Source organism: Micromonospora sp. NPDC005171 (genome assembly GCF_040608575.1).
Lineage (GTDB): Bacteria > Actinomycetota > Actinomycetes > Mycobacteriales > Micromonosporaceae > Micromonospora.
Genome location: NZ_JBEXIM010000066.1, coordinates 1 through 20,939 on the forward strand (window position 1 = coordinate 1; position 20,939 = coordinate 20,939).

The following is a 20,939-nucleotide window of genomic DNA, read 5'->3' on the forward strand; positions in this document are numbered from 1 at the left end:
GCCGCCCGCACCCCGTGCGGGCGGCGCCGTCGCATCCCCCTGCTGCCGAGGTGGGGGTGGTGCGCTCGTTTCGGGGTCCTGCTCAAGGGTGGCGGGTAGGGTCCGAAGGTGGTGGGACGACGGCGGTTGGGGGCGAGATGCGGGATCTCCGATTCAAGATGATCATGGCGTTGAACGCCGCCGATCTGGGTGACCCGATCTGCGAGCAGGTGGCCGAGATCTGCGCCGAGATCGCCGAGCAGCACTGTGCCGAGTTCGGCCACACCCCGCAGCTGCGGACCGGCGAGATCGCCGAACTGGCCACCGGTGAGCCGGCCCTGACCTGGGCGCCGTCGACCCCTGATGCCGGGCAGCGTGCCTGGTGACAGCGCCCGCGCCCGCTGTCGACATCCGTCGTGCCGATGACCGCTTCGCCACCCGGATCTCCTGGCTGGACTCCAAGCACTCCTTCTCGTTCTCCCGGCACTACGACCCGGCCAATACCCACCACGGCCTGCTGCTGGTCAACAACGACGACGTGGTCCGACCGGGGGCCGGCTTCGAGACCCACCCGCACCAGGACATGGAGATCGTGACCTGGGTGCTGCGCGGTTCCCTGGTGCACCAGGACTCCACCGGGCACTCCGGGGTGATCTACCCGGGTCTGGCCCAGCGGATGAGCGCTGGCACCGGCATCCTGCACTCCGAAAAGAACGACGCCTGGCGGCTCAACAACCAGGAGCCGCACAGCGACCCGGTGCACTTCGTGCAGATGTGGGTGCTCCCCGACGAGCAGGGCGTCGATCCCGGCTACGAGCAACTGGAGATCGAGGACGGGCTGCTTCGCGGTGGCCTGGTGCCGATCGCCTCCGGAATGGACCGCTACGACGGCGCGTCCGCGATCCGGATCCGCAACCGGTACGCGACCCTGCACGCCGCCCGTCTCGCCCCCGGCGACGAGGTCACCATCCCCGACGCGCCCTTCGTGCACCTCTACGTGCCCAACGGCACGGTCACCCTGGAGGGCAGCGGCCCGCTCGACAGTGGCGACGCCGCCCGGCTCACCATGACCGGTGGCCGGCGGGTCAGCGCCGACGAACCGGCCGAGATCCTGGTCTGGGAGATGCACGCCACTGTCGGCTGACCGTCAGCCGCGCGGGAGCCGCCACCGCACCCCATGATCTCGCCCGAACATGGATGTAGTGGTCTCCCCACCCGGGGGAGACCACTACATCAAGGATCGAGCACGATCACGGCGGTGCGCAGGGCACCGCCCGGGCTACGCCGGGGACTCGTTACGGTCCGCGGCCCAGGTGGTGTGGAACGAGCCGTCGCGGTCCACCCGCTGGTAGGTGTGCGCACCGAAGTTGTCCCGCAGACCCTGGATCAGCGCGGCCGGCAGCCGCTCCGCGCGCAACGCGTCGAAGTACGCCAGCGACGACGAGAACGCCGGCGTCGGCACACCGGCCCGGGTCGCGTCGGCCACCACCCGCCGCCAGCTCGGCACGCCGGCGCTGACCGCCTCGGCGAAGTACGGGGCCACCAGCAGCGTCGGCAGGTCGGGCTGCTCGTCGTACGCCTCGCGGATCCGGTTGAGGAAGCGGGCCCGGATGATGCAACCGCCCCGCCAGATCGTCGCGGTGCCACCGAGGTCGATGTCCCAGTTGTATTCCTGGCTGCCCGCGCGGATGTGGTCGAAGCCCTGCGCGTACGCGACGATCTTGGAAGCGAGCAGCGCCCGGCGGACGTCCTCGACGAAGGCCTCCCGGTCGGTGACCTGCCACTTCTCACCCGCGTCGGGGAACGCCCGGCGGGCCGCCTCACGCTGGTCGACGTGCCCGGAGAGCGAGCGGGCGAAGGTCGCCTCGGCGATCCCGGTGATCGGGATGCCCAGGTCCAGGGCGCTCTGCACGGTCCACCGACCGGTGCCCTTCTGCTCGGCCCGGTCCTGCACGATGTCCACGAACGGCCGGCCGGTCGCCGCGTCGGTGTGCGCGAGCACGTCGGCGGTGATCTCGATAAGGAACGACTCCAGCTCGCCGTTGTTCCACTCCCGGAAGATCTCCGCGATCGCGGCCGGCGTCGCGTCCAGGCCCGCCCGGAGCAGGTCGTACGCCTCGGCGATGAGCTGCATGTCGGCGTATTCGATGCCGTTGTGCACCATCTTGACGAAGTGCCCGGCGCCGTCCGGCCCGACGTGCGTGCAGCACGGCACGCCGTCCACCTGGGCGGCGATCTTCTCGAACATCGGCCCGAGCTTCGCGTACGACTCGGCGGAGCCGCCCGGCATGATGCTCGGCCCGCGCAGCGCGCCCTCCTCGCCACCGGAGACGCCGGTGCCGCTGAAGTGCAGCCCCTGCGCCCGCAACGCCTCTTCGCGGCGGCGGGTGTCGGCGAAGTGGGCGTTGCCACAGTCGACGATGATGTCGCCCTCGTCGAGCAGCGGCACCAACTCGTCGATCACCGCGTCGGTGGGTGCGCCAGCCTTGACCATGACGATGACCGCGCGGGGTCGTTCCAGTGACGCCACGAAATCGGCCATCGTCTCGCCCGGCACGAACGTGCCCTCGTCGCCGTGCTCGGCGACCAGGCTGCGGGTGCGCTCCGGCGAGCGGTTGTGCACCGCCACCGTGAAGCCGTTGCGGGCCAGGTTGCGGGCCACGTTGCGACCCATCACCGCCAGCCCGGTCACACCGATTTGTGCCCTCGCCTGATCAGCCATTCGTGCCGCCACCTCTCGTCACACCACTATCAGCGTTTGGAAACTTACCGTGATGTGAGCCGATCCGGGTCAGTGATCGGCGTCGCGTTACCGCACGTGATGTGGACGTTGCCGGGGCCGCTTGGGCCTCTGGCAATGGTTCGGTGAGCGCCGCGCAGGGAAACGTGTCGTCATTCCGGGCCCCGCGCGTCAGCCTTCGGCGAGACGGGCTTCGATTCGGGCGATCTTCCCGGTCAGCGCGTCAGTGACCCCGGGCCGGACGTCGGCCTTGAGCACCACACTCACCCGGGGCGCCCGCGCGGCGACCACGTCGACCGCCTGCTTCACCACCGCCATCACCTCGTCCCACTCACCCTCGACAGTGGTGAACATGGCATCGGTCCGGTTGGGCAGACCGGACGCACGGACCACCCGCACCGCCTCGGCGACCAGGTCACCAACGGAGTCGTCACCGCCGAGCGGGGTGATCGAGAACGCGATCAGCATGTGCCGATCGTGCCAGTAAAACCGGATGCGCGTCGGTCGAGCGGTGGCTACGGTACGGACATGCGTAACTGACGCCCCAATTCCGAGCCGGCCCGCCGTCCCGCGTCGCGGTCCGTGCGCTCCCGGGCGTCCCGCATTTCCTTCCCGCCGTTCGGCGGCGCTGGCCCTGCCCGACCCGGTGAGCAGTCCCTTCCCCACTCGACCGTCGCGCAACGACGGTCACCAGCCGATCCGACCGACCGCCGCAGCGCGGGACCGGCCGTGCCGGTCGGCACTGAAGGAGGCCCGGATGCCTGCCAGGCGTAACCCGAAGAAGACCCGTACCCCGAGAGCGACGCCGCTCGGCGTCGACCCGGCGGCCGGCCACGGCCCGCTGCCACCCGCCCTACCGGCCCTCGGCCGCACTGTCGAACCGGCCCTGCCGGCGGTGCTGGTGGAGCCGGGAGCGCTGACCGAGCCGGCGCTGCTGGCGGTGCTCGCCGAGCCGGCGCTGCCGGCGGCTGTCCTGGCCGAGGTGACGTCGACGGTCGACCTGCCGGCTGCGGTCGACCTGCCGGCACGGGTCGACCTGCCGGCACGGGTCGACCTGCCGGCACGGGTCGACGTGCCGGCACGGGTCGACGTGCCGGCACGGGTCGACGTGCCGGCGGTTGTCGACGCGCCGACGGTGGGAGATCTGCCGAAGCCGGACGGGCGACCGAAGGCACCGACGGCTGGCCCGCCGCAGGGCGGCGGTAGTCGCTCCGGCGGCGGCCGCAGCCAGCAGGCCGGCCAGGCCCGCCGCTACGCCTTCCGCCGCAGCTGACCAACCCACCCCCGGCCCGTGCGTGGGCGGACGCTGGGTGGTGACAGCAAAATCAGGGATGTAGTGGCCTCCATCGCCAGCGAGGCCACTACATCCCTGATGTAGTGCGGATCTTGCCGCCGGCCGCCGGCCGCCGGCCGCGCGGCGGTGGGGTCAGCTGATCAGGGGGCGGAAGGTGCCCAGGAGGACGCTCGTGGTGAGGGCGGCTGCGGCGAGCACGACGGCGCCGGCGATGAGGAGGGTGTCGGCGCGGGTGAAGCGCTGCCGGCGAGCGACGGTGCGGGGTGTGCCGGCGTCGAAGCCCCGGGCGTCCATCGCCACGGCCAGCCGGGTGCCTCGACGGATCGCCCCCACCAGCAGCGCGAACGCGGTGGAGGCGAAGAGCCGCAGCTTCGACAGCGGGTTGCGGCCCGCGTCGACGCCCCGCGCGCGCCGAGCCATGCTGATCATCTGCCACTCCTGACCGAGCAGCGGCACCAACCGGAACGCGGCCAGCGCCCCGATGGCGAACCGGGCCGGCGCCTTCGCGTTCTGGATCAACGCGTCGGCCAGGTCGGTGGGGTCGGTGGTCGCGAAGACGATGACACCGGGCAGCGCCACCGCGAACACCCGCAGCACCAGGCCGAGCGCGGTGAGCAGCACGCCGGTGCTCACCAGCACCGGCCCCGCGTCCAGCAGGACCCGGCCGGACCGGTCGGCCGCGAACAGCACCAGGGTGACCAGGATGCCGGCGGCACTGAGCAGCAGCGGCCAGGCCCGTCGGGCGAGCACCCGGTAGCGGATGCCGAACAGCGGCAGGACGGCCAGTTCGAGTGCGATGGCGATCGCCGGGGCCACCGGGTCCAGGGTCGCCAGCAGGGTGAACGAGAAGACCAGTGCGGCGGCGACCTTCGCCACCGGGTTGCGGCGGGCCAACGGCGCGTCCGGCGCGGCGACCGGCTCGATGCTGATCATCGTTCGTGGTCCGGGGCGCGGTGCAGGGTGACGGTGCGGTCGGCGAGCGCGGCCACGAAGTCCGCGTCGTGGGTGACAGTGACCACGCCGTGCCCGGCGTCGCGCAGGTCGGCGAAGAGGTCGACCAACTCCCGCCAGGTCCGCCGGTCCTGGCCGAAGGTGGGTTCGTCGCAGATCAGCAGGCGGGGCGCGGTGGCCAGGGCGGTCGCCACGCTCAGCCGCCGCGCCTCACCACCGGAGAGGGTGTACGGGTTGGCGGCGGCGAGCCGGGCCAGCCGCAGCCGTTCCAGCAGCCCGGCCACGGTTTCCTTGACGACCGCCTCGGGTTGACCGGTGCGGCGCGGGCCGAGCGCCAACTCGTCGAAGACGGTGCTGGTGACGAACTGGTGCTCCGGATCCTGGAAGACCGACCCGATCCGTCGGGCCAGCGCGGGGGCCCGCCACCGGTGCGGGGGAGTGCGGTGGTCCGGGCCGGCCAACTCGGCGGACGCGGTGACCCGCCCGCTGCCCGGCCGGAGCAGACCGCCGAGCAGCAACGCCAGTGTGGACTTGCCGGCGCCGTTCGGTCCGCGTACGGCGAGTGCCTCACCGGCGCGTACCGCCAGGTCGGTGGCGCCCAGCCGGGACGGCAGGCCGAGCCGGTCGGCGGTGAGCAACAGCTCCCCGGGGCCGGCGGTGGCCGCCCGGGGCGCGATGGGGTGACCGGGCACCCAGACCCCCTCGGCGGCCAGGGCGGCGCCGTGGGCGGCGAAGACGGCCTCGGGTGTGCCGTCCGCGCGGACGCCGCCACCCGGTTCCAGGACGACCACCCGGTCGACAAGCGGCAGGGCCTCGGCGACCCGGTGCTCGACCAGGATCAGCGTGGTGTCGGCGTCCAGCGCGCCGGCGACCGCCTGCCGGACCAGGTCGGCCCCGGCCGGGTCGAGGTTGGCGGTCGGTTCGTCGAGCAGCAGCAGGGCGGGGCGCAGGGCCAGCGCGCCGGCCAGGGCGAGGCGTTGCTGCTCGCCGCCGGAGAGCGCCGCGGTGTGGCGGTCCCGGGAGTACGGGAAGCCGACCCGGTGCAGCGCCTCGTCCACCCGGGGCCAGATCTCGTCGGCCGGCACTCCCCGGTTCTCCAGCCCGAACGCGACGTCGTCGCCGCAGCGCGCCATCACCAGCTGGGTCTCCGGGTCCTGGAAGACGATGCCGACCCGTTCCCGCCCCTTGCGCGGGTCGAGCCCGTCGATCTCGACGGTGCCCTCCTGCTCGCCGGAGTCGTCCGGAAGCAGCCCGGCCAGCGCGCTGAGCAGCGTGCTCTTACCGGCCCCCGACGGCCCGAGCAGCAAAACCCGCTCTCCGGCCTCGACCCGCAGGTCAACCCCGCGCACCGCCCACGCGCGCCGCCCCGCGTGCCGCCACCCGAACCCCCGCAGCAAAACCCCGCCCACCAGACCACCCCCTCCCAGCCCTCAGGCCCCCGGCCACCTCGTTGATCAAAAGGTTTGCGTCAGAAGATCGGCTCCTGTTGACGCAAACCTCCTGATCAACGCCATTGGGTGGGGTCAGATCAGGGCGCGGTTCCGGCCTGCGGGGAAGCGGTCCAGGACGCCGGTGTTGGCCAGGGCCTGGGTCAGCAGCCAGCCGCCGAAGCCGGCGATCACTGTGGCGCTGACGATGGTGAGCAGCGCGTAAGGGATGCGGTAGTCGGTCAGCTCGTAGTCGACGTTCCAGACGAAGAAGTCGAACAGCGCGGCGCTGAGGCCGGTCAGCGCGCCGGCGAACACCGCTGTCGGCAGCCGGAACGACCGGTACCGGAAGGCGGCGAAGGCCAGTTCGGCGCCGATGCCCTGCACGATGCCCTGCGGGATCACCGTGCCGGCCCACTGGCTGCCCAACAGCGCGGACAGGACCGCAGCCACGGTCTCGCAGTAGAGCGCGGCACCGGGCTTGCGGATGACCAGCCCGCCGATCACCGCCGGCATCAGCCAGACGCCATAGAGCAGCGTCTGCGCCGGCGGGAAGAAGGCGAACGCGCCCTCGGTGGCGCTCCAGACCAGGCCCCAGGCCCAGAAGATGACGCCGAAGGCGACCGCGATCACCGAGGCGACCACAATGTCGATGGTGCGCCAACGGTGTGTGTCGGTGGTGGATTTCATGTGGTGCTCCCAGTTCGTGAGTGCGAACCAGGAGAAGACGCACGCCGCGTCCGGTGGCACCGGACTGCGGCGCGGCTGGAGGTCGACCGAACTCCCTGCGCTGGCATTACCCAGATCAGGTTCGAGGGTCTGCGGGCGTGCCCGCACTCTCAGCGCTGTGCGCTCCCCTGTCGGATATGAAGTTGTCTCGCTGACGCTAACACCGACCGGGGTCGCGGGCCCAGCAGGGCATCCGTCTGACCTGCGGGAGCGACCCGCCCGCCGCCGGCTGGGTACGCTTCCGATCATGCGGGTTGACGCGCGAGGCTTCACGTTCGAGGTGACCGTCGGCGGTCCGGCGGACGGCGTACCCGTCCTGCTGCTGCACGGTTTCCCGCAACACAGCGGCGAGTGGGACGACGTGGTGCCGACGCTGCACGCGGGTGGGCTGCGCACGTACGCGCTGGACCAGCGCGGTTACTCACCCGGCGCCCGGCCCACCGCCGTGGCCGACTACCGGATCCCCGAGCTCGTCGCCGACGTGGTGGCGGTGCTCGACGCGCTCGGGCTGGACGCCGTCCACCTGGTCGGCCACGACTGGGGCGCCATCGTGGCCTGGGCGGTTGCCGCCCGGCACCCTGAGCGGGTGCACACGCTGACAGCGGTGTCCGTACCGCATCCGGCGGCCATGGCGCACGCCCTGAGCACCGACGCCCAGCAGAAGGCCCGCTCGTCGTACATCGCGCTGTTCCGCAAGCCGGAGAAGGCGGAGAAGGTGCTGCTGGCATGGCACGCCACAGCGCTGCGCAAGCTGCTTGGCGGGGTGGGCGACACGTCCCGGGTGAACCGGTACGCCGACCCGATGCGCGAGCCGGGGGCGCTCACTGCCGCACTGAACTGGTACCGGGCGATGTCCCGCGCCGACCTGGCCGGCGTCGGCCCGGTCGCGGTGCCCACCACGTACGTCTGGAGTGACCGGGACGTCGCCATCGGCCGGACCGCCGCCGAGGCGTGCGCGGCGAACGTCACCGGCGACTACCGCTTCGTGCAGCTGCCCGGGGTGAGTCACTGGATCCCGGACGCGGTGCCGGCCCCGCTCGCCGAGGCGATCCTGGCCCGAGCCGGCGGAACGGCCTGAGCCGTGCGGGCCAGCGAGGGAAAGCCGTCGTGACGACGGACGCCAGCGGGCCGGGCAGCCGTCGCTCGATCGCCGCGCAGCTGCGCGTGCTGGGCGTACGCCCCGGGGCGACGCTGCTGGTGCACGCCGCGCTGCGTTCGCTGGGCTTCGTCGCCGGCGGCCCGCACGCGGTGGTGCTCGCCCTGCGCGACGCGCTCGGCCCGGACGGCACGATCGTCGTGCCCACCCACACGCCGGACAACAGCGACCCCGCGCAGTGGCGCAACCCGCCGGTGCCGGCGGGCTGGTGGCCGCTGATCCGCTCGGAGATGCCGGGCTTCGACCCGGCGGTCACCCCGAGCCGGTTCATGGGTGTGCTCGCCGAGACCGTCCGCGGCTGGCCGGGTGCGCTGCGCAGCTCACACCCGCACGTGTCGTTCGCCGCGCTCGGCCCGGCCGCCGAGCAGGTGGTGGCCGGGCACACCCTGGCCGACATGCTCGGTGAGGGCTCCCCGCTGGCCCGTCTCTACGACCTGGACGCCGACGTGTTGCTGCTCGGCGTGGACCACTCGGTGAGCACCTCGCTGCACCTGGCCGAGTACCGCTGCCCCGGCTCGCCCCGCGAGCGGCTCGGTGCCGCAGTGCGCACCGGCGACGGTGCTCGGGAATGGGTGTGGTGGCAGGACGTACGGCTCGACGCGGACGACTTCGCCGCGTTGGGCGAGGACCTGGAGGCAACCGGGGCGGTACGCACCGCGCCGGTCGGCACCGGGACCGGGACCGGCAGGTTGATGCGCCAGCGGGCGGCGGTCGACTTCGCGGTTCGTTGGCTGGCCCGCAATCGAGCGACGGAGGACGTATGACGGTGAGTGCCGAGGACTACCTGGCAGTGGTGACCGAGACGATCGGCCGGGTGGCCGCCAGCCAACGGGAGGCGGTGGGGCGGGCCGCCGACCTGATCGCCGAGGCCGTCCAAGCCGACGGCGTGGTGCACGCGTTCGGCACCGGGCACTCGGAGGCCCTCGCCATGGAGATCGCCGGACGGGCCGGCGGTCTGGTGCCGACCAACCGGATCGCGCTACGCGACCTGGTGCTGCTCGGCGGCGAACCGGCCGAACGGCTCGGCCCGCTGCTGGAACGGGACCCGGCCGTCGCGCACCGCCTCTACGAGTTGGCCCCGGTGCGTCCCACCGACGTCTTCGTGCTCGCCTCGAACTCCGGCGTCAACGGCGCGATGGTGGAGTTCGCCTCGCTGGTGAAGGAGCACGGTCACGGGCTGGTGGCGATCACCTCGGCGCAGCACTCCGGCCGGATGACCTCCCGGCACCCGTCCGGGCGCAAGCTGAGCGACCTGGCCGACGTGGTGCTCGACAACGGCGCGCCGTACGGCGACGCCACGCTGCCCCTGCCCGGTGGCGGCGCGGTCGGCGCGGTCTCCTCGATCACCGCGGCGCTGCTGGCCCAGCAGGTGACGGTGGAGGTGGTGGCGCGGTTGTTGGCGGCGGGGGAGCGGCCACCGGTCTACCTGTCGGCGAACATCCCGGACGGCGACGCGCACAACAACGAGCTGGAGGCTCGGTACGCGGGCCGGATCCGCCGCGGGTCCTGACGCCGCTGGCGTGGTGCTGCTCCCGGTCGCCGGGCAGGGGCTCGGCCTGGTGCCCTGGACCGCGCACACCGACCTGGCGGTCCGGCTGGCGCTCGGCTGGTGCCGGACGGCGGGCACGGGCTGCGGCGGCCGACCTGCGTCCCTGAGATGAACGGCAGATGTCGTGAAGCTGTTTCGCGCTCGGCCGGGTGGGGCATTGGCGTTGTTGCCGGCGGCCGGGACCGCCGGCAGTAGCGTCTCACCGGAGGTAGCGCGTGTCCAAGGAGACCGAGAAGCAGCGCTGGCAGCGCAACTTCGCCGACCTGCTGCAGGAGTTGCGGGTCGCCCAGACCGGCGTGCAGATCCTCTTCGCCTTCCTGCTCACCCTGCCGTTCAGTAACGGGTTCACCGAGACCACGGAGTTCCAGCGGGACGTCTACATCGTGGCGTTGCTCGCGGCGGCCGCCGCCACCGCGCTGATCATCTCGCCGGTGGCGTTCCACCGGGCGCTGTTCCGGCAGGGGCGCAAACCAGAGCTGGTCCGCTTCGCGCACCGGATGGCCAGCGGCGGCCTCGCCTTCATGCTGATCGCGATGGTCAGCGCGGTGCTGCTGATCACCGACTTCGTGCTGGACCGGCCGATCGCCTTCGTGCTCAGCGCCCTGGCTGGAATCTGGTTCCTCACGTTCTGGGTGGCCCTTCCGTTCTCCCGGCGCAACTGGGGTGAGGACGACATCGACGACGATGACGATGACCCGGACACGATCAGCGGTCGCTGACCGGCGCCGATCTTCACGCAGCGCTACCCCCGGGTAACAACCGGGGGTAGCGTGGCAGTAGTCGCACACGTCGACGCAGCCGCACCGATCTTCGAGGGGGCAGCCGTGACCACGACGCAGAACGGCCGACCGGCACCGGACGGCCCCGACTCCGAGACCACCGCCAACGCCGCGGCGCCCCTGCCCGCGGAAGCCGGGCAGGTCTCCGAGAAGGAGGCCCGGCAGGTCGCCGAGGCAGCCCGCGAGTCCACCTGGGACCGGCCCAGCTTCGGCAAGGAGCTGTTCCTCGGCCGGTTCCGGCTCGACCTGATCGACCCGTGGCCCCGATCCGATCCGGACGACGTGGCTCGCGCGGAGGAGTTCCTTGGTCGGTTCCGCGCCTTCCTGACCTCCGAGGTGGACGGTGAGGCCATCGAGCGGGACGCGTCCATACCCGACTCGGTGTTCCACGGCCTGGCCGACCTCGGCGCGTTCGGCATGAAGATCGACCGGAAGTACGGCGGGCTCGGGCTGAGCAACCTGCACTACTGCCGGGCGCTCATGCTGGCCGGCTCGGTCAGCCCGGCCATCGGCGCGCTGCTCTCGGCGCACCAGTCGATCGGGGTGCCACAGCCGCTGAAGATGTTCGGCACCGCCGAGCAGAAGCAACGTTTCCTGCCCCGGCTCTCCGCCGGGGAGGTCTCCGCGTTCCTGCTCACCGAGCCCGACGTCGGCTCCGACCCGGCCCGGCTGGCCACCATCGCCGAGCCGACCGAGGACGGCACGGGTTACCGGCTCAACGGGGTGAAGCTCTGGGCCACCAACGGCATCGTGGCCACCCTGCTGGTGGTGATGGCCCGGGTGCCGGCCACCGAGGGACGTCGCGGCGGGATCACCGCGTTCGTGGTGGACGGCGACAGCCCCGGCATCACCGTCGAGCGGCGCAACGAGTTCATCGGCCTGCGCGGCCTGGAGAACAGCCTGACCCGCTTCCACGACGTGTTCGTCCCCGCCGAGAACGTCATCGGCGGCGAGGGCAAGGGGCTGAAGATCGCCCTGACCACCCTGAACACCGGCCGGCTCTCGCTGCCGGCCATGTGCGTGGGCGCCGGCAAGTGGGCGTTGAACGTGGCCCGGGGGTGGGCCGCCGACCGGGTCCAGTGGGGACGGCCGGTGGGCGAGCACGAGGCGGTCGCGCAGAAGCTCTCCTTCATCGCCGCCACCACATACGGCATGGAGACCATGCTCGACCTCTGCTGCCTGCTCGCCGACGACGACCGCAACGACATCCGGATCGAAGCGGCACTTGTCAAGCTGTACGCCAGCGAGATGGCCTGGAAGATCGCCGACGAGCTGATCCAGATCCGGGGCGGGCGCGGCTACGAGACGGCCGAATCGCTGGCGGCTCGCGGGGAACGCCCGGCCGCCGTCGAGCAGATGATGCGCGACCTGCGGATCAACCGAATCTTCGAGGGCTCCACCGAGATCATGCACCTGCTGATCGCGCGGGAGGCGGTCGACGCTCACCTGTCGGTGGCCGGCGACATCATCGACCCGGACGCGGGTCTGGGCCGCAAGGCCCGAGCTGGCGCGCGAGCGGGCGCCTTCTACGCGAAGTGGCTACCCACCCTGGCCGTGGGCCGGGGGCAGAGCCCTTCGGCGTACGCCGAGTTCGGCCCGCTCGCCGCGCACCTGCGCCAGGTGGAGCGTTCGTCGCGCAAGCTGGCCCGGTCGACGTTCTACGCGATGTCCCGCTGGCAGGGAAAGATGGAGCGGAAGCAGGCGTTCCTCGGCCGGGTGGTGGACATCGGCGCCGAGTTGTTCGCGATGTCCGCGGTCTGCGTCCGGGCCACCGCCGAACGGGACAGCCGCCCGGAGAACGTCGAGCTGGCCGACCTGTTCTGCCGGCAGGCGCGGGTGCGGGTGGACGCCTTGTTCGCCGCGCTCTGGGACAACACCGACTCGGTCGACACCGCCGCCGCGAAGCGCATCCTCGCCGGCCGTTACGCGGGCCTGGAGGAGGGTGTGCTCACCCCGTCCGACGAACTGCCCTGGGTGGCCCAGTGGTCGCCCGGCCCGTCCACCGCCGAGGACCTCCGCCGCCGCATACCCCCGAAGCCGTGAGCGTCGCGCCGCGCAGACTGGCCGCCGTGCGGGCCGGGGAGTGCGGGCCGGCGGCGTCGGTCAGCGGGAGACCGCCCAGGCCAACACGCCCGCCAGGATCAGACCGTTGAGCCCGGCCAGCGCCAGGTACGCCGCGGGTGGGATCTTCTTGCCCCGGCGGACGAAGGACACCAGGACGGCGGCGTAGCCGAGCAGCAGGGCGGCGATGACGACGAGGAAGTAGAACACCCGACGACCTTAGCGGCCCCGGCCGCGTAGGCCGAGTTGGCGCAGTTCCAAGGCGGCCAGGGCGTCGACTGTCGCGTCGTCGCCGCGACGCCACGCCTCGGCGACGTCCGGGCCGATCCGGGTCAGCTGGCCCAGCGGCTGGGTGGCCAGTGCGCGCAGGGCGAGCAGGTCCCGACCGGCCGGCCCGGCGGCCAGCTTCGCCGCTGACCCGGCCCGGCGCATCCAGCGGACCCGCAGCGGCAGCCAACCGAAGAGCACTATGCCGAGCGGGAAGATCAGCACCGCGATGGCCAGGGCGAGGGCCAACTGGTCGACCAGATGCTGCTGGTCGCGTCCGGCGTCGGCGAGCCCTCGGGCTGCGTCGGCGGCCTGCCGGAACGGCGCGGTCAGCTCGTCACCGACCAGGGGTACCCGACGGACCTTGCTGCCGGCGTCGGCGAGGTTGTCGGCGAGGCCACTGCCCGCGCCCTCCAACTTCTGCCCCGGTACGGCAAGCTTCTGCACCAGGTCGTGCAGCCACAGCGCGCCGCGGATCGCCGCGTACACCCAGGCGACGACGAGCAGGTCGGTGAGCAACTGACGGGCGGCGGTCGGAAACCGATCAGCATAAATTTTCACGTCGGCCAGCGTGCCACGAACGTCCCGCTCCATGCAGCCGTGACGTGAGCCCGGCACGCGACCGGCCGCCGACGCCACCGGACCGTCGCTCCAGCGGCGGCGCTGCTGGTCAGCGCGGGCAGGTCGGGCAGGTGCCGAAGATCTCCAGGGTGTGGCTGACGTCGGCGTAGCCGTGCTGCGCGGCGACCCGGTCGGCCCAACTCTCCACGGCCGGGCCGGCCACCTCAACCGTGCGCCCGCAGACCCGGCAGACCAGGTGGTGGTGGTGCCCCTCGCTGCACCGGCGGTAGAGGTGTTCGCCGCCCGGCGGACGCATCACGTCGATCTCACCGGCGTCGGCGAGCCCCTGCAGGGTGCGGTAGACGGTGGTCAGGCCGACCCGCTCGCCGCGCTGCCGCAGCATCGCGTGCAGGTCCTGGGCGCTGTGGAAGCCTTCCATCTCGCCCAGCAGGGCGCTCACCGCCGAACGCTGCCGGGTGTTGCGCACCGCGGCGCTGCTCTCGCTCATGGTCCCTCCCCGGCGTGGCTGACCGCGTCCGCCACGATGTGCGCGACGTGCTCGTCGACCAGGCTGTAGGCGATTTCCCGTCCCCGGCGGGAGCCGCGCACCACGCCCGCTCCGCGTAACACCCGCAGGTGCTGGGAGACCAGTGGTTGCGCGGCGCCGAGTTTCTCCACCAACTCGTGCACGCACCGCTCGCCGCCGGCCAGCTCAACGACGATGGCCAGCCGGATGGGCGCGGAGAGGGCGCGGAGCAACTCGCTGGCCCCGTCGAACCCGTCGTAGCCCGTCGCGCTGGTCATTCCGTAACGGTAACCAATACCACGCATGTTCCGCTGATCAGGCTCAGCTAAGCACGACCTCGTGCGGTTCCGGGGCCGGCACGGCGGTCGGCGTCGTCCGGCGGCGCACCACCCGCCAGACCGCCCCGGCCACGGCCACCACCAGGAACGAGGCGATCGCCACCAGCACCACCGAGGCGCCCGGCGCGGTGTCCGCCGTGGCCGCCACCCAGACACCCGAGCCGGCGGCGAATAACCCGAGCGCCATCGCGGCGGCCATCGTGCTGCGGAAGCCCCGGGTGACCTGTTGGGCGGTGGCGACCGGCACCACCATCAACGCGCTGATCAACAGCACGCCGACGGCCCGCATGGCGATGGTCACGGTGACCGCGGTGGCGACCGCGATCAGCAGGTTCAGCGTGCGGACCGGCAGGCCGGAGACCCGGGCGTACTCCTCGTCGTGGCTGACCGCGAAGAGCGCCGGCCGCAACGCGATCATCGTGACCAGGATCGCCGCGCCGAGCACCGCGATGGTGGTCAGATCGGCGGGCGAGATGGTGGTCAGCGACCCGAACAGGTAGGCGTTGAGGTTCGCGCTTGTCGCGTCGGAGAGGCCGACCAGGAGTACGCCACCGGCGATGCCGCCGTAGAAGAGCAGGGCCAGGGCCAGGTCACCGGAGGTACGCCCACGGGCCCGGACGACCTCGATGGCGATCGCGCCGATGGTGGCGGCGATCACCGCGACCAGCACCGGTGAGCGGTTGAGCAGCAGCCCCGCCCCGACGCCGGTCAGCGCCACGTGCCCCACCCCGTCGCCGATCAACGCCAGCCGGCGCTGCACCAGGTAGATGCCGAGCGCCGGCGCGGCCAGGCCGATCACCAGCGCGCCGATCAGGGCACGCTGCATGTAGGGGTACTGGAAGAGTTCCATCTGTCAGTTGCTCCACAGCCCGGCGGGCTCGTCGTAGCAGTGCGGGTGCACGTGGTCGTGGTCGGGCTCCGCGTGATGGCCGGCCGGGTCCGGCACCGCGCCGTCGTGCGCGATGCGACCCTCGTGAACGACGACAGCCCGGCTGATCACCGGTCGCAGCGGGCCCAGCTCGTGGGCGACGAGCAGCACCGTTCCGCCGTCGGCGACGAAGTCGCGCAGCGCGTCGGCGAACGCCTCCTGGCTGGCCGCGTCCACCCCGGCGGTGGGCTCGTCGAGAACCAGCAACTCCGGTTGGCCGGCCAGGGCGCGGGCGATCAGGGTGCGCTGCTGCTGGCCGCCGGAGAGCGTGGAGACCGGGTCGCCGGCCCGGTCGGCGAGCCCTACGGCACGCAACGCGTCGTCGATGGCGGATTGGTCGGCCCGACCGGGCGGACGCAGCACCCCCCGACGGGCCAGCCGGCCGGAGGCCACCACCTCGCGGACGGTGGCCGGCACGCCGCCGCCGGCGCCCAGGCGCTGCGGGACGTACCCGATGCGCGCCCACTGCCGGAAACGGCGCAACGGCCGGTCGAAGAGGGTGACCGAGCCGGCGCTGATCGGCACCAGCCCGAGCACGGCGCGGATCAGCGTGGACTTGCCGGAGCCGTTGGCGCCGAGAATCGCGACCACCTCGCCGGCGGTCACGGTGAGCGAGATGTCCCGGAGCACGGGGCGGCCGTCGTAGCCGACCACCCCGTGCTCGACGGTGATGACAGGTGAGGTCACGAGCAGCTCAAGGCCGTCTGCAGGGTCCGCAGGTTGGTGCGCATCACCGAAAGGTAGTCCCCGTTGCTGCCGGCGGCGAGCCCTTCGATCGGGTCGAGCACAGCGGTCTTCGCGCCGACCTGACCGGCGATGGTCTCGGCGACCTTCGGGCTGACCAGGGTCTCGAAGAAGATCGTGCTGGCCTGGTGTTCCTTCGCCTCCTCGATCACGTGCGCGAGGCGCTGCGGCGAGGGCTCCACGTCCGGGCTCAGCCCGGTGATGCCGACCTGGTCGAGCTGGTAGCGGTCGGCGAGGTAGCCGAACGCGGCGTGGCTGGTCACGATCTCCCGCCGCTGGCAGGTCGCCAGACCGTTCTTGAACTCGTTGTCCAGGGTCGTCAGGTCACCGCGCAGCGTCGCCGCGCGGGCGGTGTAGTCGGCGGCGTGGTCCGGGTCGGCAGTGCCGAGCCGCTGGGCGAGCTGGTCGCCGATGCCGGCCAGCCGGGTCGGGTCGAGCCAGACGTGCGGGTCCTTGCCGCCGCTCTCCTCGGCGTGCCCCTCCTCGCCCTCGTGGTCGTGCCCGCCGGCCGACGCGTCCAACAGCGGCTGCACGCTCGTCACGTCGAACGACCGGTCACCGCCGTTCTGGGCCACGGCGTCGTCAACCGCCGGCTGGAACCCCTTGAGGTAGACGATCAGCTCCGCGTCGCTGACCTCACCGACCTGGCTCGGGTTGAGTTCCAGGTCGTGCGGCTCGGCACCGGGCTTGGCCAGGTTGGTCACCCGGACGGCGTCGCCGCCGATCCGCTCGGCCAGGAATTGGAGGGGGTAGAACGCGGCCACCACGTCGACTCGCTTGGGGTCGGCGCCGGCGGCACCTCCGGTGGAGCAGCCGGCCCCGGCGCCCAGGGCGAGGAGGGCGGTCGCGGCGGCCAGGACACGGTACGTGGCGCGGTTGGTCATGTCATCAACTGTCCGTGGCAACGATAATGATTGTCAACAACGCATGATTGCATGTCAGAGGAGCTTCGCGAGGCCCACAGTCACCAGCAGGGTCAGCATCACCAGTCGGATCAGCCGCGTTTGCGGCGCCTGAACCGCCCAGGTCGTCGCCAACAGGGCGATCAGGACCCCGGCGAGCGCGAGCGTCAGCAGCCCGCCGATCACCCCGGGCGTGAAGAACGCCACCAGCACCACCACCAGGGTGAGCAGGAACACCGACGTCGGGTTCGCCCCGGCCAACCGGGCGAGCAGGGGGCGCTGCGTACGCTGCATCCCACAGACTCTACGAGGAGGAACCCCCGGTGCTGGTGACCAACCGGTTCGTGGTCGACGTCGATGCCGTCGACGGCTTCACCGAACGGGCGCACGCCGCCCTCACCGCGCTGGCCGCCCGACCCGGCTACCTGCGCGGCCAACTGGTCCGGGCGCTGGACGACCCCCGGCACTGGTCACTGGTCACCGAATGGGAGTCGGTCGGCACCTACCGGCGGGCGCTGGGCGCCTTCGAGGTCAAGGTCAGCGCCGTGCCGTTGCTCGCCGAGTCAGTCGACGAACCCTCCGCCTACGAGGCGCTGGCCACCGCCGCCCCCGGCGGGGCCGTGGTCGTCGCCGAGAGTGATCGGGCTGCGGGTCCTTACCGCTGAGCCGCCGGACACTACGCTGCTCCTATGACCGCACCCGCCCCGCCACCCGGTCCCGGCGTGGCTCCGCCGTTCGCCGCGCCGCCCACCGAGGGCCGCCGGAATCGGCTCTGGATCGGCCTCGGCGTCGGCGCGCTCGCCGTGGTGCTCTGCTGCGGCGGGGGTGGCGCCGCCGTCGTCGGCCTGGCCGTCAGCGGAGTCCAGGCGATCCGGGAACAGGGCCGCACCGTGACCAGCGACTACTACCAGGCGCTCGTCGAGCGGAACTACGGGCGGGCGTACGAGCAGCTCTGCGACGACGCGCAGCGGCGTGAGTCCCGGCCGGAGTTCGAGCGACGCGCTGCCGCCGAACCACAGGTGACCGCGTTCCGGGTGGGCGAGGTGGACCAGACCTACCTGACGGTGCCGGTCGACGTGACCCTCGACGGCGGCGACCGGGAGCGGCAGCAGGTCAGCCTCGGCCAGGACGGGCAGACCGGGGGCATGGAGGTCTGCGAGGTCAACTGACCCGCCCCCGGTATTCTGCTGGGCTCGGGGGGACGGTGAACGTACCGTTGTCCCGAACCGACCGTTCCATCCATCTCGCCCCCGCCGACCGCCAGCCGGCGTAGGAGGAAACATGCCAGCCGACCGTATCGACGCCGTCGTCAGCCTCGCCAAGCGCCGAGGCTTCGTCTTCCCCTCCAGTGAAATCTACGGAGGCACCCGATCGGCGTGGGACTACGGTCCGCTCGGCGTGGAGCTCAAGGAGAACGTCCGCCGGCAGTGGTGGAAGAACATGGTCCAGCAGCGCGACGACGTCGTCGGCCTGGACTCCGCGGTGATCCTGGCCCGCAAGGTGTGGGAGGCGTCCGGTCACATCGCCGAGTTCGTCGACCCGCTCACCGAGTGCCAGTTCTGCCACAAGCGGTTCCGGGCGGACCACCTCGAAGAGGCGTACGCCGAGAAGCACGGCAAGCCGCTGACCTCACTGGCGGAGCTGAACTGCCCCAACTGCGGCAACAAGGGCACCTTCACCGAGCCGAAGATGTTCAACGGCCTGATGAAGACCTACCTGGGCCCGGTGGAGAGCGACGAGGGGCTGCACTACCTGCGCCCGGAGACCGCGCAGGGCATCTTCGTCAACTACAAGAACGTCGAGACGGTCGCCCGTAAGAAGCCGCCGTTCGGCATCGCGCAGACCGGCAAGTCGTTCCGCAACGAGATCACCCCGGGCAACTTCATCTTCCGGACCCGCGAGTTCGAGCAGATGGAGATGGAGTTCTTCGTCGAGCCGGGCACCGATGAGCAGTGGCACGAGTACTGGCTCCAGGAGCGCTGGAACTGGTACCTCGACCTCGGCCTCTCGGCGGACAATCTGCGGCTCTACGAGCACCCCAAGGAGAAGCTGTCGCACTACTCGAAGCGGACGGTGGACATCGAGTACCGCTTCCAGTTCGGCGGCACCGAGTTCGCCGAGCTGGAGGGTGTCGCCAACCGCACCGACTTCGACCTCTCGACGCACAGCAAGCACTCCGGCGTCGACCTGTCGTACTTCGACCAGAGCAAGAGTGAGCGCTGGATGCCGTACGTCATCGAGCCGGCCGCGGGTCTGACCCGCGCGGTGCTCGCCTTCCTGCTGGAGGCGTACGACGAGGACGAGGCGCCGAACACCAAGGGCGGCGTGGACAAGCGCACCGTGATGCGGTTCGATCCGCGGCTCGCCCCGGTCAAGGTGGCGGTGCTGCCGCTGTCCCGCAACGAGGCGCTGTCGCCCAAGGCCAAGGACCTCGCGACGCTGCTGCGCAAGCGCTGGGTGGTGGAGTTCGACGACTCGCAGGCGATCGGGCGCCGCTACCGCAGGCAGGACGAGATCGGCACCCCGTTCTGCGTGACCGTGGACTTCGACACGCTGGACGACAACGCGGTGACGGTGCGCAACCGGGACACCATGGCCCAGGAGCGTGTCTCCCTGGACCAGGTCGAGCGCTACCTGATCGAGCGTCTCCCCGGCTGCTGAGACTCCGCCCACGGGGCCTCGGCCGACGCGATCAGCGCCGGTCGGGGCCCCGTACACTTGTCCGGTGACTGCCTCGACCGTGCCCGCGCTGCGCCCGCTGACTCTCGGCCAGCACCAGGTGTGGCCGCCGGTCGTGCTCGCGCCGATGGCCGGGATCACCAACATCGGGTTCCGCCGGCTCTGCCGCGAGCAGGGCGGCGGCATCTACGTCTGCGAAATGATCACCACTCGGGCGCTGGTCGAGCGCAACCCGAAGACGCTGCGCATGATCGCGTTCGGCGACGACGAGAAGCCCCGCAGCCTCCAGCTTTACGGCACCGACCCGGAGATCACCGCCGCGGCCGTGCGGATCGTCGTCGAGCGCAACCTTGCCGATCACATCGACCTCAACTTCGGCTGCCCCGTACCCAAGGTCACCCGGCGTGGCGGCGGCGCGGCGCTACCGTGGCGGCGCCGGCTGTTCGCGCGACTCGTGCGGGCCGCGGTGGCTGCCGCGGCACCGTCCGGCGTGCCGGTCACTGTCAAGATGCGCAAGGGCATCGACGACGACCACCTGACGTACGTCGAAGCGGGGCTCGCCGCCCAGGAGGCCGGCGTGGCTGCGGTGGCCCTGCACGGGCGGACCGCCGCGCAGCGTTATTCGGGCACCGCCGACTGGGACGCGATTGCCACGCTGAAGCAGGCTCTCGACGTGCCGGTGCTCGGCAACGGCGACATCTGGGAAGCCGACGACGCGCTGCGCATGGTGGCCCACACCGGCGTCGACGGCGTGGTCATCGGGCGCGGCTGCCTGGGCCGACCGTGGCTCTTCGCCGACCTGGAGGCCGCCTTCAACGGTCGGCCGGAGCGACGGCTACCCACCCTCGGCGAGGTGGCGGTGACCATGCGCCGGCACGCCGAGCTGCTGGTCGACCAGTTCACGGCCGGCGCCCGCAACCCCGCCCGAGGTGAACGGGACGGCTGCACCGACTTCCGTAAGCACGTCGCCTGGTACCTCAAGGGCTTCCCGGTCGGCGGCGAGCTGCGTCGCTCGCTGGCGATGATCGAAAGCCTGGCCCAACTCGACGACCTGCTCGGCAAGCTCGACCCGGCGGAGCCGTTCCCGGTGACCGCCCTGGGGCAGCCGCGCGGGCGTACCAACTCACCCGGCAAGGTCTTCCTGCCCGAGGGCTGGCTGGCCAGCCGGGACGACGACACGGTCCCCGAGGGCGCCGAGATGGACGACTCCGGCGGCTGAGCCCGTTGGTGGCCTGCCGTCCTCGCCACCGACTGACGTCGTGCCGAAGGGCCGGACCCTGGTGGGGGTCCGGCCCTTCGGTTTGTGCTGGTGGGTCAGCTGGTGGCGTA

The 20,939-nt window shown here is 71.9% G+C and carries 25 protein-coding genes and 1 riboswitch; of the genes, 12 read left to right on the plus strand and 13 right to left on the minus strand.

Annotation, left to right across the window (positions count from 1 at the left end; translation table 11 throughout):
• Window positions 1–137: 137 nt before the first annotated feature.
• Together ABZU74_RS33265 and ABZU74_RS33270 are read left to right on the plus strand one after the other, a co-directional pair.
• A complete protein-coding gene (locus ABZU74_RS33265) occupies window positions 138–365 on the plus strand; it encodes a thioredoxin reductase (RefSeq protein ID WP_091409742.1) in 228 nt (75 codons plus the stop codon).
• Window positions 362–1,123, plus strand: a complete 762-nt coding sequence (locus ABZU74_RS33270) for a pirin family protein (protein WP_355432503.1) — start codon at window positions 362–364, stop codon at window positions 1,121–1,123. The genes ABZU74_RS33265 and ABZU74_RS33270 overlap by 4 nt, the downstream gene beginning before the upstream one ends.
• A 135-nt stretch (window positions 1,124–1,258) precedes the next feature.
• Here the strand turns inward: ABZU74_RS33270 and gndA are convergent, their stop codons facing one another.
• Together gndA and ABZU74_RS33280 are read right to left on the minus strand one after the other, a co-directional pair.
• Window positions 1,259–2,701, minus strand: a complete 1,443-nt coding sequence (gndA, locus tag ABZU74_RS33275; RefSeq protein WP_355432506.1) for an NADP-dependent phosphogluconate dehydrogenase — start codon at window positions 2,699–2,701, stop codon at window positions 1,259–1,261.
• A gap of 189 nt (window positions 2,702–2,890) precedes the next feature.
• Window positions 2,891–3,187 carry a thiamine-binding protein gene (locus ABZU74_RS33280; protein ID WP_196919265.1) on the minus strand — a complete coding sequence of 99 codons (297 nt, stop codon included), beginning with the start codon at window positions 3,185–3,187 and terminating at the stop codon, window positions 2,891–2,893.
• Window positions 3,188–3,476: 289 nt separating this feature from the next.
• On the opposite strand from ABZU74_RS33280, the gene ABZU74_RS33285 reads away from it, so the two are divergent.
• Window positions 3,477–3,992 carry a hypothetical protein gene (locus tag ABZU74_RS33285; RefSeq protein ID WP_355432510.1) on the plus strand — a complete coding sequence of 172 codons (516 nt, stop codon included), beginning with the start codon at window positions 3,477–3,479 and terminating at the stop codon, window positions 3,990–3,992.
• Between the two features lie 153 nt (window positions 3,993–4,145).
• Here the strand turns inward: ABZU74_RS33285 and ABZU74_RS33290 are convergent, their stop codons facing one another.
• From ABZU74_RS33290 to ABZU74_RS33300, 3 genes are all read right to left on the minus strand, one after another.
• Window positions 4,146–4,946: an energy-coupling factor transporter transmembrane component T gene (locus ABZU74_RS33290; RefSeq protein ID WP_355432513.1), complete on the minus strand. Its 801-nt coding sequence runs from the start codon at window positions 4,944–4,946 to the stop codon at window positions 4,146–4,148.
• Complete coding sequence (locus ABZU74_RS33295; protein ID WP_355432516.1) at window positions 4,943–6,373, minus strand: ABC transporter ATP-binding protein; 1,431 nt, start codon at window positions 6,371–6,373, stop codon at window positions 4,943–4,945. Before ABZU74_RS33295 ends, ABZU74_RS33290 begins: the two co-directional genes overlap by 4 nt.
• A gap of 114 nt (window positions 6,374–6,487) precedes the next feature.
• Window positions 6,488–7,081, minus strand: a complete 594-nt coding sequence (locus ABZU74_RS33300) for an ECF transporter S component (protein ID WP_355432519.1) — start codon at window positions 7,079–7,081, stop codon at window positions 6,488–6,490.
• 74 nt (window positions 7,082–7,155) lie between these two features.
• A riboswitch (TPP riboswitch) is annotated at window positions 7,156–7,260 on the minus strand.
• 107 nt (window positions 7,261–7,367) lie between these two features.
• Here ABZU74_RS33300 and ABZU74_RS33305 point away from each other — a divergent pair.
• From ABZU74_RS33305 to ABZU74_RS33325, 5 genes are all read left to right on the plus strand, one after another.
• Complete coding sequence (locus ABZU74_RS33305) at window positions 7,368–8,198, plus strand: alpha/beta fold hydrolase (RefSeq protein WP_355432522.1); 831 nt, start codon at window positions 7,368–7,370, stop codon at window positions 8,196–8,198.
• Between the two features lie 29 nt (window positions 8,199–8,227).
• Window positions 8,228–9,040: an AAC(3) family N-acetyltransferase gene (locus ABZU74_RS33310; RefSeq protein WP_355432525.1), complete on the plus strand. Its 813-nt coding sequence runs from the start codon at window positions 8,228–8,230 to the stop codon at window positions 9,038–9,040.
• Window positions 9,037–9,786: an SIS domain-containing protein gene (locus ABZU74_RS33315; protein WP_355432528.1), complete on the plus strand. Its 750-nt coding sequence runs from the start codon at window positions 9,037–9,039 to the stop codon at window positions 9,784–9,786. The genes ABZU74_RS33310 and ABZU74_RS33315 overlap by 4 nt, the downstream gene beginning before the upstream one ends.
• 254 nt (window positions 9,787–10,040) lie before the next feature.
• Window positions 10,041–10,544, plus strand: coding sequence for a DUF6328 family protein (locus tag ABZU74_RS33320; RefSeq protein WP_355432531.1), 504 nt, complete (start codon window positions 10,041–10,043; stop codon window positions 10,542–10,544).
• Window positions 10,545–10,649: 105 nt separating this feature from the next.
• Window positions 10,650–12,647, plus strand: a complete 1,998-nt coding sequence (locus tag ABZU74_RS33325; RefSeq protein WP_355432534.1) for an acyl-CoA dehydrogenase family protein — start codon at window positions 10,650–10,652, stop codon at window positions 12,645–12,647.
• 60 nt (window positions 12,648–12,707) lie between these two features.
• On the opposite strand, the gene ABZU74_RS33330 is transcribed toward ABZU74_RS33325, so the two are convergent.
• From ABZU74_RS33330 to ABZU74_RS33365, 8 genes are all read right to left on the minus strand, one after another.
• Entirely contained in the window at window positions 12,708–12,875 is a 168-nt protein-coding gene (locus ABZU74_RS33330) for a hypothetical protein (RefSeq protein WP_355432537.1), read from the minus strand.
• 9 nt (window positions 12,876–12,884) lie between these two features.
• The gene (locus ABZU74_RS33335; protein WP_355432540.1) at window positions 12,885–13,493 is read right to left on the minus strand and encodes a hypothetical protein; all 609 of its coding nucleotides are present in this window, start codon (window positions 13,491–13,493) and stop codon (window positions 12,885–12,887) included.
• 109 nt (window positions 13,494–13,602) lie between these two features.
• Window positions 13,603–14,001, minus strand: coding sequence for a Fur family transcriptional regulator (locus ABZU74_RS33340; RefSeq protein ID WP_091409697.1), 399 nt, complete (start codon window positions 13,999–14,001; stop codon window positions 13,603–13,605).
• Entirely contained in the window at window positions 13,998–14,297 is a 300-nt protein-coding gene (locus ABZU74_RS33345) for a metalloregulator ArsR/SmtB family transcription factor (RefSeq protein WP_355432543.1), read from the minus strand. Before ABZU74_RS33345 ends, ABZU74_RS33340 begins: the two co-directional genes overlap by 4 nt.
• Before the next feature lie 43 nt (window positions 14,298–14,340).
• Window positions 14,341–15,207, minus strand: a complete 867-nt coding sequence (locus ABZU74_RS33350; RefSeq protein WP_355432546.1) for a metal ABC transporter permease — start codon at window positions 15,205–15,207, stop codon at window positions 14,341–14,343.
• Window positions 15,208–15,210: 3 nt separating this feature from the next.
• Window positions 15,211–15,972, minus strand: coding sequence for a metal ABC transporter ATP-binding protein (locus tag ABZU74_RS33355; RefSeq protein ID WP_355432549.1), 762 nt, complete (start codon window positions 15,970–15,972; stop codon window positions 15,211–15,213).
• The gene (locus ABZU74_RS33360; RefSeq protein ID WP_355432552.1) at window positions 15,969–16,913 is read right to left on the minus strand and encodes a metal ABC transporter substrate-binding protein; all 945 of its coding nucleotides are present in this window, start codon (window positions 16,911–16,913) and stop codon (window positions 15,969–15,971) included. The genes ABZU74_RS33355 and ABZU74_RS33360 overlap by 4 nt, the downstream gene beginning before the upstream one ends.
• Before the next feature lie 54 nt (window positions 16,914–16,967).
• The gene (locus ABZU74_RS33365; protein ID WP_030338196.1) at window positions 16,968–17,225 is read right to left on the minus strand and encodes a hypothetical protein; all 258 of its coding nucleotides are present in this window, start codon (window positions 17,223–17,225) and stop codon (window positions 16,968–16,970) included.
• Window positions 17,226–17,254: 29 nt separating this feature from the next.
• On the opposite strand from ABZU74_RS33365, the gene ABZU74_RS33370 reads away from it, so the two are divergent.
• The 4 genes from ABZU74_RS33370 (at window position 17,255) to dusB (ending at window position 20,829) form a co-directional block, all read left to right on the plus strand.
• Window positions 17,255–17,596, plus strand: a complete 342-nt coding sequence (locus tag ABZU74_RS33370) for an antibiotic biosynthesis monooxygenase (protein WP_355432556.1) — start codon at window positions 17,255–17,257, stop codon at window positions 17,594–17,596.
• Window positions 17,597–17,620: 24 nt separating this feature from the next.
• The gene (locus ABZU74_RS33375) at window positions 17,621–18,100 is read left to right on the plus strand and encodes a hypothetical protein (RefSeq protein WP_355432559.1); all 480 of its coding nucleotides are present in this window, start codon (window positions 17,621–17,623) and stop codon (window positions 18,098–18,100) included.
• 112 nt (window positions 18,101–18,212) lie between these two features.
• Window positions 18,213–19,592, plus strand: coding sequence for a glycine--tRNA ligase (locus tag ABZU74_RS33380; protein WP_355432562.1), 1,380 nt, complete (start codon window positions 18,213–18,215; stop codon window positions 19,590–19,592).
• A gap of 64 nt (window positions 19,593–19,656) precedes the next feature.
• Window positions 19,657–20,829: a tRNA dihydrouridine synthase DusB gene (dusB, locus tag ABZU74_RS33385; protein ID WP_355432565.1), complete on the plus strand. Its 1,173-nt coding sequence runs from the start codon at window positions 19,657–19,659 to the stop codon at window positions 20,827–20,829.
• Window positions 20,830–20,939 lie beyond the last annotated feature (110 nt).